The organism is Candidatus Pantoea gossypiicola (assembly GCF_008632075.1).
Taxonomy (GTDB): Bacteria; Pseudomonadota; Gammaproteobacteria; order Enterobacterales; family Enterobacteriaceae; genus Pantoea; species Pantoea gossypiicola.
Map to the genome: position 1 here is coordinate 118,520 of NZ_VWVM01000010.1, position 12,546 is coordinate 131,065.

9 protein-coding genes and 2 CRISPR repeat arrays are annotated in these 12,546 nt (G+C 55.0%); of the genes, 4 read left to right on the top strand and 5 right to left on the bottom strand.

The genetic code is table 11. The features are described from left to right. Window positions 1-212 precede the first annotated feature (212 nt). Window positions 213-1,325 (top strand): porin OmpC, encoded by a 1,113-nt coding sequence (ompC, locus tag F3I20_RS14410; RefSeq protein ID WP_150013021.1) that lies wholly within the window; start codon window positions 213-215, stop codon window positions 1,323-1,325. A gap of 124 nt (window positions 1,326-1,449) precedes the next feature. Then, window positions 1,450-2,517: a CRISPR direct-repeat array (repeat unit 29 nt; unit sequence CGGTTTATCCCCGCTCACGCGGGGAACAC). 429 nt (window positions 2,518-2,946) lie between these two features. On the opposite strand, the gene F3I20_RS14415 is transcribed toward ompC, so the two are convergent. The 5 genes from F3I20_RS14415 to gpt all read right to left on the bottom strand — a co-directional run bounded on the left by F3I20_RS14415 (window position 2,947) and on the right by gpt (window position 8,060). Then, window positions 2,947-3,708, bottom strand: coding sequence for a hypothetical protein (locus F3I20_RS14415; RefSeq protein ID WP_150037851.1), 762 nt, complete (start codon window positions 3,706-3,708; stop codon window positions 2,947-2,949). Window positions 3,709-3,734: 26 nt separating this feature from the next. After that, window positions 3,735-4,448 (bottom strand): zeta toxin family protein, encoded by a 714-nt coding sequence (locus tag F3I20_RS14420; RefSeq protein WP_223813102.1) that lies wholly within the window; start codon window positions 4,446-4,448, stop codon window positions 3,735-3,737. 239 nt (window positions 4,449-4,687) lie between these two features. Further along, window positions 4,688-5,266: direct repeats of the CRISPR family, unit length 29 nt; unit sequence CGGTTTATCCCCGCTCACGCGGGGAACAC. A gap of 439 nt (window positions 5,267-5,705) precedes the next feature. Further along, the gene (crl, locus tag F3I20_RS14425) at window positions 5,706-6,107 is read right to left on the bottom strand and encodes a sigma factor-binding protein Crl (protein ID WP_009091890.1); all 402 of its coding nucleotides are present in this window, start codon (window positions 6,105-6,107) and stop codon (window positions 5,706-5,708) included. A 131-nt stretch (window positions 6,108-6,238) separates the two neighbouring features. Further along, window positions 6,239-7,486, bottom strand: a complete 1,248-nt coding sequence (gene frsA, locus F3I20_RS14430) for an esterase FrsA (protein ID WP_150013016.1) — start codon at window positions 7,484-7,486, stop codon at window positions 6,239-6,241. A 115-nt stretch (window positions 7,487-7,601) separates the two neighbouring features. Further along, window positions 7,602-8,060 carry a xanthine phosphoribosyltransferase gene (gpt, locus tag F3I20_RS14435; RefSeq protein ID WP_150013014.1) on the bottom strand — a complete coding sequence of 153 codons (459 nt, stop codon included), beginning with the start codon at window positions 8,058-8,060 and terminating at the stop codon, window positions 7,602-7,604. Between the two features lie 254 nt (window positions 8,061-8,314). On the opposite strand from gpt, the gene pepD reads away from it, so the two are divergent. From pepD to F3I20_RS14450, 3 genes are all read left to right on the top strand, one after another. Continuing rightward, a complete protein-coding gene (gene pepD, locus F3I20_RS14440) occupies window positions 8,315-9,772 on the top strand; it encodes a beta-Ala-His dipeptidase (RefSeq protein WP_150037852.1) in 1,458 nt (485 codons plus the stop codon). A 260-nt stretch (window positions 9,773-10,032) separates the two neighbouring features. Continuing rightward, window positions 10,033-11,538 carry a sugar ABC transporter ATP-binding protein gene (locus F3I20_RS14445; protein ID WP_150045068.1) on the top strand — a complete coding sequence of 502 codons (1,506 nt, stop codon included), beginning with the start codon at window positions 10,033-10,035 and terminating at the stop codon, window positions 11,536-11,538. Next, on the top strand, window positions 11,535-12,536 hold the full coding sequence (locus tag F3I20_RS14450) for an ABC transporter permease (protein WP_150037854.1): 1,002 nt from the start codon (window positions 11,535-11,537) through the stop codon (window positions 12,534-12,536). Before F3I20_RS14445 ends, F3I20_RS14450 begins: the two co-directional genes overlap by 4 nt. Window positions 12,537-12,546: the final 10 nt, after the last annotated feature.

A 12,546-nucleotide genomic window follows, 5' to 3' on the forward strand; every position in this document is an offset into this window, starting at 1 on the left:
ACGAAAGGACGTTTTAACAGGAGTCGATACGGAAGCCAACAGGCAGTGGGGTAAAAGCACGAATTTACGCGGACAAGGCGGTAGACCAAAAGTTCAGCATTAACAAGAAATCCGGAAAAGTGTCATAAAAAGTTCATCACGTACGGGTAAAAAGTCGGTGTTTTACAAAAACTTTCGTTTTTTTACGGCGTTCACATTGGGATTGATAGCAAATGAAGAAAAGCACACTGGCCATGATCGTCTCCACGCTGACGCTGGCTTCTGCCGCGCACGCTGCCGAAATCTATAACAAAGACGGCAATAAACTGGATTTATACGGCAAAGTTAAAGCTGAGCATTACATCAGCGATAATGCCAGCGCAGACGGCGACAAGTCTTATACCCGTATCGGCTTTAAAGGCCAGACGCAGATTAATGACCTGATGACCGGTTACGGTCAGTGGGAATATCAGTACAACGTTAATAACTCTGAAGGCAGCGATGCTAATAACGGCAACAAAACCCGCCTTGGTTTTGCTGGCCTGAAATTCTCGCAGTATGGTTCGGTGGATTATGGCCGTAACTATGGCGTGCTGTATGACGTTGAAGCCTGGACAGACGTGTTCCCGGAATTCGGTGGTGATGGCACGGCACGGTCTGATAACTTTATGACCCAGCGCGCCACCGGCGTCGCGACTTACCGCAATAACAACTTCTTTGGTCTGGTCGATGGCCTGAAATTTGCGCTGCAGTATCAGGGCAAAAACGACGCCACCAGCGCCAATAGCCGCACCGATATTAACCGCCAGAACGGCGACGGCTATGGTGCTTCACTGGGCTACGCGCTGGGTGATAGCGGCGTGAGCCTGATGGGTGCCATCACCTCATCTGACCGCACCAACCAGCAGCAGGCGCGCGCCTATGGCGGCGGTGACCGTGCAGATTCCTGGGGCGCAGGCGTGAAGTACGATGCCAACAGCGTTTACCTGGCGGCGATTTACACCGATACCCGCAACATGACGCCAATCAGCGGTACCAACCGTAATACCGGCGCTGCCGTCGCGGGCGCAGCCAACAAAGCGCAGAACATCGAGCTGGTGGCGCAGTATCAGTTTGATTTCGGCCTGCGTCCGTCAATCGGCTACGTACAGACTAAGGGCAAGGATATCGAAAACGGTATCGGCGATGCGGATCTGGTGAAGTATATCGATGTGGGTGCAACCTACTACTTCAACAAAAATATGTCCGCCTTCGTGGATTACAAAATCAACCAGCTGGATGATGACAACGCGCTGTCGATTAACAACGACGACATTGTGGCGATGGGTGTGACTTACCAGTTCTGATTTCAGGCTGATGCCGCACAGCATGGGGAGAGCCGGGCTTCAGTCATAGCGTGCTGATAAAGACTGGCTATTCCCCGCTCGTGCGGGAAACAACATAGCACCTCAAAGCAGTCTAAGCAGACAGCGGTTTATCCCCGCTCACGCGGGGAACACTGCAATTTTTTATTGCTCATACGAGTAAATACCGGTTTATCCCCGCTCACGCGGGGAACACCTGCCCCGTTACCCGATACTCCGAAAATAAATCGGTTTATCCCCGCTCACGCGGGGAACACTCGCCCCGGAGCGGATCAGGAACTGATCGCCCCGGTTTATCCCCGCTCACGCGGGGAACACTCAGAAGACCCACGTCTGTGGCTGGTGAGCGCCGGTTTATCCCCGCTCACGCGGGGAACACGCGGTTGCCTGTTTGTTCTGCTCGACGTGGTACGGTTTATCCCCGCTCACGCGGGGGAACACATTAAACCCTAACCCCAGCCGTAACCGGGCCCCGGTTTATCCCCGCTCACGCGGGGAACACTAGCCATAATAACCGGACACAACAAACGGGGCCGGTTTATCCCCGCTCACGCGGGGAACACTTTCCATTTGGAGTAACACGCAGAACGGCATCCGGTTTATCCCTGCTCACGCGGGGAACACGTTATGAGTGTTCTGCACTTCTTAGCGGTTAGCGGTTTATCCCCGCTCACGCGGGGAACACGCCACTCAGATTGTCCGCCATCACCCTGGCGGCGGTTTATCCCCGCTCACGCGGGGAACACGCAATTAACACCGCCAGTGCGCAGATGGATGCGCGGTTTATCCCCGCTCACGCGGGGAACACTCGATGAGAAATGCGCCCAGGTATTGCCATCCCGGTTTATCCCCGCTCACGCGGGGAACACCGGTTCTGCGTCACTGTTTAGTGTGCTCACCGCGGTTTATCCCCGCTCACGCGGGGAACACTTGTGAGCCACACCATCAAATGGCATATCGCGCGGTTTATCCCCGCTCACGCGGGGAACACCAGAAAACAGGCTGCTGATTTGACAGGCATTCCGGTTTATCCCCGCTCACGCGGGGAACACAGGGGTTATTTTTTTGAAGTGCGTTGACGGGCCGGTTTATCCCCGCTCACGCGGGGAACACGTTTAAACCGGGCGCAGCAAACGCTTCGAACGAGGTTTATCCCCGCTGGCGCGGGGAACATCCTTGAGCGCCTGCTCGAGCGTCTAACCTGACTTCCAGGATCAGCGCCCAAAACTTAGCGGTTCGCAACGAGATGAAAAACCTGGAGAAGATAGGCTATCTGACATATTCGGAAGTCAAAAAGGATGGCGGCGTTTACTTTCTGATCCATTCCCGCCGCCCTGAGTTACTGCCGGGTGAATAACGTTAGGTGATTCATGGTGAACGTTAGGCAAAGACTGGCAGCTGCAGCCTTTCGTTAGGTGATTCATGGCGATTGTTCGTCTATTCATGGTAAGTAGCCGGCTTTAGCTGGAATTTTGTGCGTTATGGCAGTCACAAAACCTGCTTACCATGAATAGACTAACGCATGCCATGAACAGACTAACGATATTCCGTGCTTGAGCGTGCGGATGGCATCATTAAAAACGGCCCCTGCAGGAGCCGTATGTTAGTACTTTTTGGTAGCCGCTTTTCGAGGCCGCGTTACGATAAGAGGTCGAGGCACATGAGCCGCAGCATCAGCAAAGATGCACACAGGCTCAATACGCTGAGATTCAGGGTTCGGAGCATTTAGCACTACGCTAACCTTAGAAAGGTCAACGCCTCGCGCTATGGCTGCATTCAGCTGTTCAGTCAGTTGATGAACCAGTGACTCTTTTAATGCTTCGTCACGCGCAATCAGCCCGACACCAGCAGCGGTTCCAAAGCCTTTTCTTAGTCCTTCAGACGCTAAAACATCAGGAAAACGTGCCCATGCAATCTGTGTTGGGAGAGGTAAAGAAAAATAATGAGTGATGAGCATACGCATCTGCTCATCAGCATTTTCCCTTAAATGGGTAGCGCCTGTACTCTCACGAAGAGCTGCCCAGGCATCTTTAATTCCTTCCTTGCTTTCGGCGGTAGGGGACACTCTATCGGGTGCTTTTAAACCGACATCATCCAAGCCTGGAATGCTGTAATAGATATCTTTCCTATCACCATATTCTGATGGTGCAACAGGTTCAATAATGGCACCTGATTTGGCCGTAATGGCATCGAGTTCGGCCGCAAGTGCAGCAGTGTTGCCCGCATTGATTACTTCAGCCATCTCGTCCATTGAGCGTTCCGCCGCCGCCTGTACGATGTTCTGCGCGCGCGGCGATGCGTCCGGACCAAAAAGGTCCAGAAGCGACAATTCGTCGTGAGCAAGGGCTTCAGATTCAAATGACATATAAACTCCTAACGTCTGGCTATTAATTATACGCCTATGTGAGCCAGATCTTCAACGCAGCTGTATGGGCAGTGATGGGAGTCTTCCCATGTAGATTTTGTAACATTAGGTACATACCTGACGTTGAAGCCACTTGCAGAGAGAGGATCTCGCTGTCGGTGAATAACGTTTAAAGTAAACTGGCCTTCATATTTATCAAGGACATGCTTTATGACTTCACGGCCATTAATGAAGTTTCGCTTCAGCACATCCAAAGGAACCAGTCGGGTTCTTTTCTGTGCGTAAATCCAGGCGTCAGCCGGATCGAAATAAACGTAATTTAGGAGTATTTTGTAGCCGAATTGAATAGCCATATCGAAATTCTGTTCGGCAATACCTTTGCTCGCAAAGGTCGAATCCATAATGATCTGATACCCTCCAGCAAGGGCTGCCGGATAGATGTAATCAACCATTTTCGATGCTGGCTTTTGGAAGCACACTGAATTTTTTTCATTGTAATAAGGGAACCACCAGCGAAAATCATCGGCATCTATTCTGACAAAGTTGGTTTGCTTTCCTTCGAATAACACATTGTTTATGAATTCAGTTTTGCCAGCGGCAGGTGAGCCAGCCATAAACAGAACTGAGCGATTAGCAACGGCGGTCTTATCCTTTGTGAGATGCTGGAAAAGAATCTCCTTAACTGCATCTTTCACCTGTAGGCCAATCGGCTCTAATACAGCTTTATCCGTCATATCCATATTATTTATCCGTATCGCGCGTATAGCCTAATATCGGCAAACATTTGAAATCAATCAATAGCCTTAAATTATCAATTCGCTTCGGTCGGTTTAATCTGGCTTAAATGATGCTTTTAAGCAGTACGTTTAGCATGGGATTGGTGCCCAGTGTATTGCCTTTCAGGTCGCGTACAACCCAGTTTTTTCGCAAAAAGTAACGTGACAGTCATGGCAATTAATTCTCAATGACTCTGCACGATCGGTTTATCCCCGCTCACGCGGGGAACACGCCGAGGGTTCGGTGAGTTTCATGGTCGGTGCCGGTTTATCCCCGCTCACGCGGGGAACACGCCCAGCGCAATCTCGGAAGCCCACGCATAGGCGGTTTATCCCCGCTCACGCGGGGAACACGTTGGTGCTGAAATTTTAGGCTGGCGGGTTCGCGGTTTATCCCCGCTCACGCGGGGAACACATATGACAATCTTTGACGTCCACACCCAAATGCGGTTTATCCCCGCTCACGCGGGGAACACTGATTCCTGCTCCCATGCCTTCTGCATGAACTCGGTTTATCCCCGCTCACGCGGGGAACACCTCAACGAGCCGGATAAACCCGCTGGTGCCAGCGGGTTTATCCCCGCTCACGCGGGGAACACAATCATGGCCTCCATTTCGCGATCAATGCGCTCGGTTTATCCCCGCTCACGCGGGGAACACTCCCCGGTAGGCATGGGATATAGGGGAGTGCGCGGTTTATCCCCGCTCACGCGGGGAACACACCTCTGGTGTAGCTGCCGTCAGTTCTGCGCGCGGTTTATCCCCGCTCACGCGGGGAACACCCTAAAATTATCAGCCTGATTACAAAGCATTTTTTCACATCTGATAATTCCACCGAATTTTACCTGCGGACTTAAGCCAAATGCACATTTATTTTCCGGTAAAAATCTGGCGCAAAAAAGCGTCCGCAATGGGAGCCTGGAGGGTACTGGCAACACCCTATCAAAGAGAACCTTGCAGTAATGCATAAGCTTATTGCGAAGGGAGGACGAGGAAAACATCCCGCCGCCCGAAATAAACGCCAGGAGCGCTGGCGCGGCTACGAGCCCATTTCAGAGATGAGGTGCGTAATTGCGCGGCACGAATGGTCAGAAACTGACGTTAACATCCTTCCACTTTGACCGGGATCCGTCTGAAAACTCGCTTTCACAGCAAACCAGCCAGACTTTGATCAAAAAAGGGCGAGTGTTTCCACTCGCCCTTTTCCTCTGAAACACCCTATCAGGCGCTCAGCTTCACCGGTTTCTCATCGAAATCACTGGCCGGTATAAGGTCCAGATCTAACTCCTTCAGCATCGCCTTCAGGCGGGTATGGAAATTCCGTAAGGTCTCTTCCACGCGCGCTGTGTTCTCTTTACCTTTGATGGTTGCCACCGACCAGTCACCTTCTTTATCGAACAGACCGATATGGTAGACATAGGTAAAGTGGTCAGCCTGCGCTTCCAGTTCCATCCACCAGCCCCAGAACTCACGCAGTTCCGGTGCCGGTTTCACATTGACGCAGGCAGCCAGGCAGTCGAAGAAGAAGCGGGTTTCACCACATTTCCCATCGCGAATATAGGGCCCAAGCTCGGTAAAACGCTTAAGCAGGCGACTGCGGGGGTGACCACTTGGTAACGTCATGCTGATTCTCCATAGGTTTTGACCGCTATACAGCCTTGATTTCCGGGCGGCCTGATTACGTCATAAGCCTTTATAGGGCAGCCCGGAAGAATTCCGCTACTAGTTGTAGCAAATACTGTAAATTTTGCCAGTTACCTTTTCAAACGCTTCTCCAGCCAGTCGCAAATCTCATTCAGCGCCTTGTCGAAACTGGCCATCATCGGTTTCACCGGAATCAGTAACGCTTTGCCATCTGACGACGAGTTAGCGATCAGCTTGCTCTCCTCTTCCGGACTGAAAAGATCGTTCTGCCAGTAACCCGACAGCATCGGCGTCGGCGTCCGGCGGCCCAGCAATCCCTGAGTTTTCAGTGAATAGCGATTGAGTTCGGTGCGCAGCGCACCGTCAGAGGCGGTCGCCATACCCAGCCGGCTCGCCAGCATATCCATGTACATATCCGGGATCTCATCCTGCAACGCCGGCTGCGTCAGCAGCGCATGCACAATCGGGCCAAGACAGGCGACGCCGCGCAGTCGCTGCGATTCCAGATAGGCCAGCCGCACGGCCACGTTCGCGCCAAAGCGATAACCAAACGCCGCCACGCGGGTGTGGTCAACCCAGGGCACATTTTTCAGATCGCGTAACACCTGCTGATGCAGAAAACTGGTGTCCTGATTCAGCGTCCATTTCACTGAGTTACCCACGGACGGCACATCAATGGTCAGCATCGCAATACCGCGCGGGGCGAGATAGTCATGGAACAGGCGGTAATGATCGCTCTGTAACGAGTCGAGCGCGCCGCAGAACAGCACAGTGGGATAAGGCGCTTCGACATCCGGCGGTATGTGCAGAAAGCCGCTGACCGGACTGCCACCCGTGATGGCAAACGTCAGGGATTTCAGTTCGCCTGGCAGCCGCTGCGTAGCCTCTTCATAGGCGCGGTTGGCCAGCGTCTGTGCCTGGTCAGCCAGCTCATCGCCTTTGATATAGGGGTAAGCGGCAACGCTATAGAGGTGCGCTGCGTGCAGCCAGTAGTCGCCCGCCTCGCTGTCATCGGTCGCCTCCAGCGCTTTCTGCTGCCAGATGCCCGCCTGTCTGCACCATTCGAAATGCCAGTTGCCGCCGCGGAAACCGATCACCGTATCGAGCAGCGTCTCATCGGTATGTTCAACGTTGCTGATGGCGATACGCGCCAGCACTTCACTGATCTCCTGCGGCGTCAGGCCGCGCCATGTCCACATCAGCTTATTAAGCATGCGATACCAGCCACGCTGGCTGTCGCCATCCAGGGCTGAGTGGACATCCGGGGTAGCGTGATGCTGACGGCGAACCAGGGAAGAGGTTTCAGGATGCTTAAAGCGCGGCTTGAACAGCTCCTCGCTGAGATTTTTGCTCGACATACTCACTTCTCCTGCAACAAAACGGCAATGGCTAAGTGTACTGTACGGCAATTCGGGGTGCGAGGCTCAGAAAGTACAACGCCCGGAAAACCGGGCGTTATCTGATGTATATCAATCAGTTTTTTACAATCGGCGGGATGTAGACCACGCCCATATCCCACGGCTGCTCAATCCAGGTATCCTGCGGAATATCAACAATGTAGTCATCAACCAGCGAACTGCCGGCTGGTTTCGCGAAAATGGTGCAGAAACGCGCTTTCGGGTACATCTCGCGGATCGCCTGAGCGGTGCCGCCGGTGTCCACAAGGTCATCGATCACGATAAAGCCTTCACCGTCGCCTTCTGCGCGCTTCAGCACTTTCATTTCGCGCTGATGATCGTGGTCATAGCTGGAGATGCAGACGGTATCAACGTAGCGGATACCCAGTTCACGTGCCAGCAGCGAAGCCGGTACCAGACCGCCGCGGCTCACCGCGATAATGCCTGTCCACTGCTCAACAGGCAGCAGGCGCTGGGCCAGTTTACGGGCATGAATCTGAAGCATGTCCCAGGTAACGACGTATTTTTCGCTCATAGAATAGAAATCCCAGCCAACCGAGGTGGCGTAAAAATGTGCAACGGGGAAAAGGTTGCGCGAGATTATAAGGAGTTGACGCATTAAAAACCAGCACCCGCACACTGGTTGCGGCTTTTTAGCGCGTCTGAGAGCGCACCCGGTAAAAAACAGTGATATTCTCAGGCCTGGCTCGTCAGATTCTCTGACGGCGATTTTTCACTGGAAACTCGCGATGTCCGGCCTCGCCGGTACACTGACACAGGAGACCTGTCGTGTCTGAATTGTCTCAACTCTCTCCACAGCCACTGTGGGATATTTTCGCTAAGATCTGCTCGATTCCCCATCCCTCTTTTCATGAAGAAGCGCTGGCGAACTACATCACCGGCTGGGCTAAAGAGCAGGGCTTCTGGTGTGAGCGCGATCAGGTCGGCAACATCCTGATTCGTAAGCCCGCCACCGCAGGCATGGAAAACCGTACCCCGGTTGCGCTGCAGGCGCATCTGGATATGGTACCGCAGAAAAATAACGACACCGTTCATGACTTCACCAAAGACCCGATTCAGCCGTGGATTGACGGCGAGTGGGTAAAAGCGCGCGGCACCACGCTGGGCGCGGACAACGGCATCGGTATGGCTTCTGCGCTGGCGGTGCTGGCTGACAACAACCTGACACATGGCCCGCTGGAAGTGCTGCTGACAATGACCGAAGAGACCGGCATGGATGGCGCTTTCGGTCTGCAACCCAACTGGCTGCAGGCTGAAATCCTGATCAACACCGACTCCGAAGAAGAAGGTGAGATCTACATGGGTTGTGCAGGCGGTATAGACTTCGTCTCTACCCTGCCGCTGACCCGTGAAACCGTGCCTGCTGAGTTCCAGACCCTGAAGCTGACGCTGAAAGGACTGCGTGGCGGTCACTCCGGCGCTGATATTCATATGGGCCTCGGCAACGCCAACAAACTGCTGGCGCGCTTCCTGGCGGCACACGCGGCTGAACTGGATCTGCGTCTGCTGGCGTTCAGCGGCGGTACGCTGCGCAACGCCATTCCGCGTGAAGCCTTTGCGACCGTAGCCGTCGAGAGCCATAAAGCGGATGCGCTGAAATCCGCGGCAGCGCACTTCCTGAGTGCCATCAAAAATGAGCATGGCGTTAAAGAGCCGAACATTGCACTGGTTACTGAGCCACTGGCACACCAGGGTGATGCCCTGAGCACTGACAGCCGCGATCGCTTCCTGAACCTGTTGAACAGCACGCCAAACGGCGTGATCCGCAATTCAGACGTGGCGAAAGGCGTGGTCGAAACCTCACTGAATATCGGTGTGGTGACGATGGAAAACGATCACGCAGAGATCAACTGCCTGATCCGTTCGCTGATCGACACCGGCCGCGATTATGTGGTGCAGATGCTGACCTCGCTGGGCCAGCTGGCGGGCGCACAGACCAAAGCGAAAGGCGGCTACCCGGGCTGGCAGCCGGATGCAGACTCCGCCATCATGGCGCTGACCCGTCAGACCTATATCGCGCTGTTTGATAAAACCCCGAACATTCAGGTGATTCACGCCGGTCTGGAGTGTGGTCTTTTCAAAAAGCCTTATCCGGATATGGATATGGTGTCGATTGGGCCGACCATCACCGGGCCGCACTCGCCGGATGAGCAGGTTCACATCGAAAGCGTTGGCCTTTACTGGAAACTACTGACCACCCTGCTGAATGTAGTGCCAGAAAAGTAATTCTGTCACAAAAAAAGTCAACCAGGCTCCGGCCTGGTTTTTTTATGCCTGTCACTGACCTCCAGCATAATCCGCTGCCTTTTCCGCGCTTTACCCCGCAATTCCGCCACGTTCCCGTGCTTCGCTGGTCACAGCCGCCATTATGTCCAGATGTCTGGATGGCTAATAAGATTTCGTGCTAGCTTATGCGCTTTCGGCTGTTGCCGCGCCTGAAGGTTCAGGAAAAAATGCGGCCACTGTTTCTTCAGGAGAGTAATGACATGCCAGGGTTAAACCGCCTTGAGATGCGTAACATCTCCATCGCTTTTGGCGGGTTTGCCGCGCTATCGTCGGTGGATTTCCGCAGTGACGGCCATTCGGTCCATGCGCTGACCGGCGCGAACGGCGCTGGGAAGTCAACGTTGATGGCGATCCTGTCCGGCGCGCACAGCCACTACAGCGGCGAGATCCTGCTGGATGGTGAGCCGGTCTCCATCCGCACGCCGCGTGATGCAAAACAGCTGGGTATCCATCTGGTTCAGCAGGAAGTGGATGTGGCCCTGGTGCCGCAACTCAGCGTGGCGGAAAACATTCTGCTGGATAGGCTGGCAGAACCCGGTCACCGCTATCGCTGGAGCGAGATTCGCCGTCAGGCGCGGGCGCTGCTGACGCAGCTCGACGTGGCACTGGACGTCAACCGACTGGTGGAGCGCTGCACCCTGGCGGAGAAACAGCAAATCCTGCTGGCGCGGGCACTGTCGCATCACTGCCGCTTCCTGATTCTGGATGAACCCACCGCCCCGCTGGATCAGCACGAAAGCGAGCGGCTGTTTGCTGTGGTCAGTCGTCTGCAGGCCAGTGGGATCGGCATAGTGTTTATCTCTCACCGCATTCATGAACTGAAAGCCATCTGCGACCAGCTGACGGTACTACGTGATGGCCGCCTGATTGAAACCGGCCCGATGGCAGCGCTGAGCGGTGAGCAGATCGTCGAGAAGATGCTGGGCCATCAGTTGACCGATATCTTCCCACCTCGCCGCGAAAAACAGGCGCAGCCACTGCTGCTGGCGGTAGAAGGCCTTCACGATGCGCAGCGGCTGCAGGATATCTCGCTAAGGCTGCACAAAGGCGAAATTCTGGGCATCGCCGGCCTGGCCGGCGCGGGGAAAACCGAACTCTGCAAAGCACTGTTTGGTGCCAGCAAAAGCCGCGTCAGTCGCGGGGAACTGCATGGTCAGCCGTGGCAGCCCCGCTCGCCGCATGACTCCGTCAGTCGCCGCATGGCGCTGGTGCCGGAAGAACGGCGCAAAGAGGGGATCTTTATTGATGAGTCGGTCGCGATGAACCTCAGCGTCAGCGCGGACGACAGCTTTTCGCGCTGGAGCCTGTTCGGGCATCGTCAGGCGTGGCGTTGGGCGGAGCAGGTTATCCGACAGTTGCAGGTGCGCACCACTGGCCCGGCACAGACACTGCGGCGTCTCTCCGGCGGCAACCAGCAGAAGGTGGCCATTGGCAAATGGCTGCGCAACAACGCTGACGTGCTGATTTTCGATGAGCCGACCAAAGGCGTCGATATCAAAGCTAAAACCGAGCTGTTCACCCTGATCGACAACCTGGCGCGCGAGGGGAAAGGCATCATCTACGCGTCGGGTGAATTTTCTGAACTGGTCGGCTTATGCGACCGGATTTGCGTGCTCTGGGATGGACGCATTGTGGCCGAACTGGCTGCACACGACGTCACCGAAGAGACGCTTTTGCTCTATTCCACCGGAGGAACCCCTGCGTGAGCAGCAAAGAGACCCACCTGAAACTGACCGCCACTCCCTGGCATCACCAGCTATTCGATTTTCTCTATAAATGGGGCATGCTGCTTACGGTGGTGATCCTGATCGCCGCCTTTGGGCTGGCTTCCGACAGCTTCCTTGAACCCAATAACATCATCAACATTCTGCGTTCGATCGCGATTGTGACGGTGATTGCGATCGGCGTGTCCATCTCCCTGACGGTGGGCGGCTTTGATCTGTCGGTCGGCTCGACCGCCTCGCTTGCCAATGCGTTAGTGATTTCGCTGTTTGTCTGGTATGGCTTTGGCACGACCACCGCCATCCTGATCACCCTGGTGCTCTGCACGCTGGTCGGGCTGTTCAACGCCTTCCTGATTGTGATTCTGCGCATCCCCGACATGCTGGCGACGCTGGCGACACTCTTCGTGATTCAGGGTGTGGCGATGACCTACAGCTTTGGCGGGTCGATCACCGAGAACATGGTGCTGCCGAGCGGTGATATGGCGGAAGGGACCATTCCGGCCGCATTTGGCCTGCTGGGTCAGGTGCCGACCATTGTGATCATCATGCTGGTGGTGACCGTCGCCGCACAGCTGGCGCTGTCCCTGACCAAGCATGGCCGCCGCATGTATGCGCTGGGCGGTAATCCGGAAGCGGCGCGTCTCTCCGGCATCCGTACCACCCGCTACCGGGTACTGGCTTATGTAATCGCCTCACTGCTGGCCGGTCTGGGCGGCATCCTGCTCGCCTCGCGTATCGGTTCATCGCAGGTCAACGCCGGTAGCGGCTATCTGATGGATGCGGTCGCGGCGGCGTGGATTGGCTTCTCGCTGGCCGGCTCCGGCAAGCCCAACGCGCTGGGCACGCTGGTCGGCGCGGTTATTCTCGGTGTGCTGCAGAACGGCCTGGTCATGCTCTCTGTGCCCTACTACGCCATGGACATTATTAAAGGGCTGGTGCTGGCGTTAGCACTGGCGATCACCTATATCCAGCGCCGCTGAGGCGCGTTTT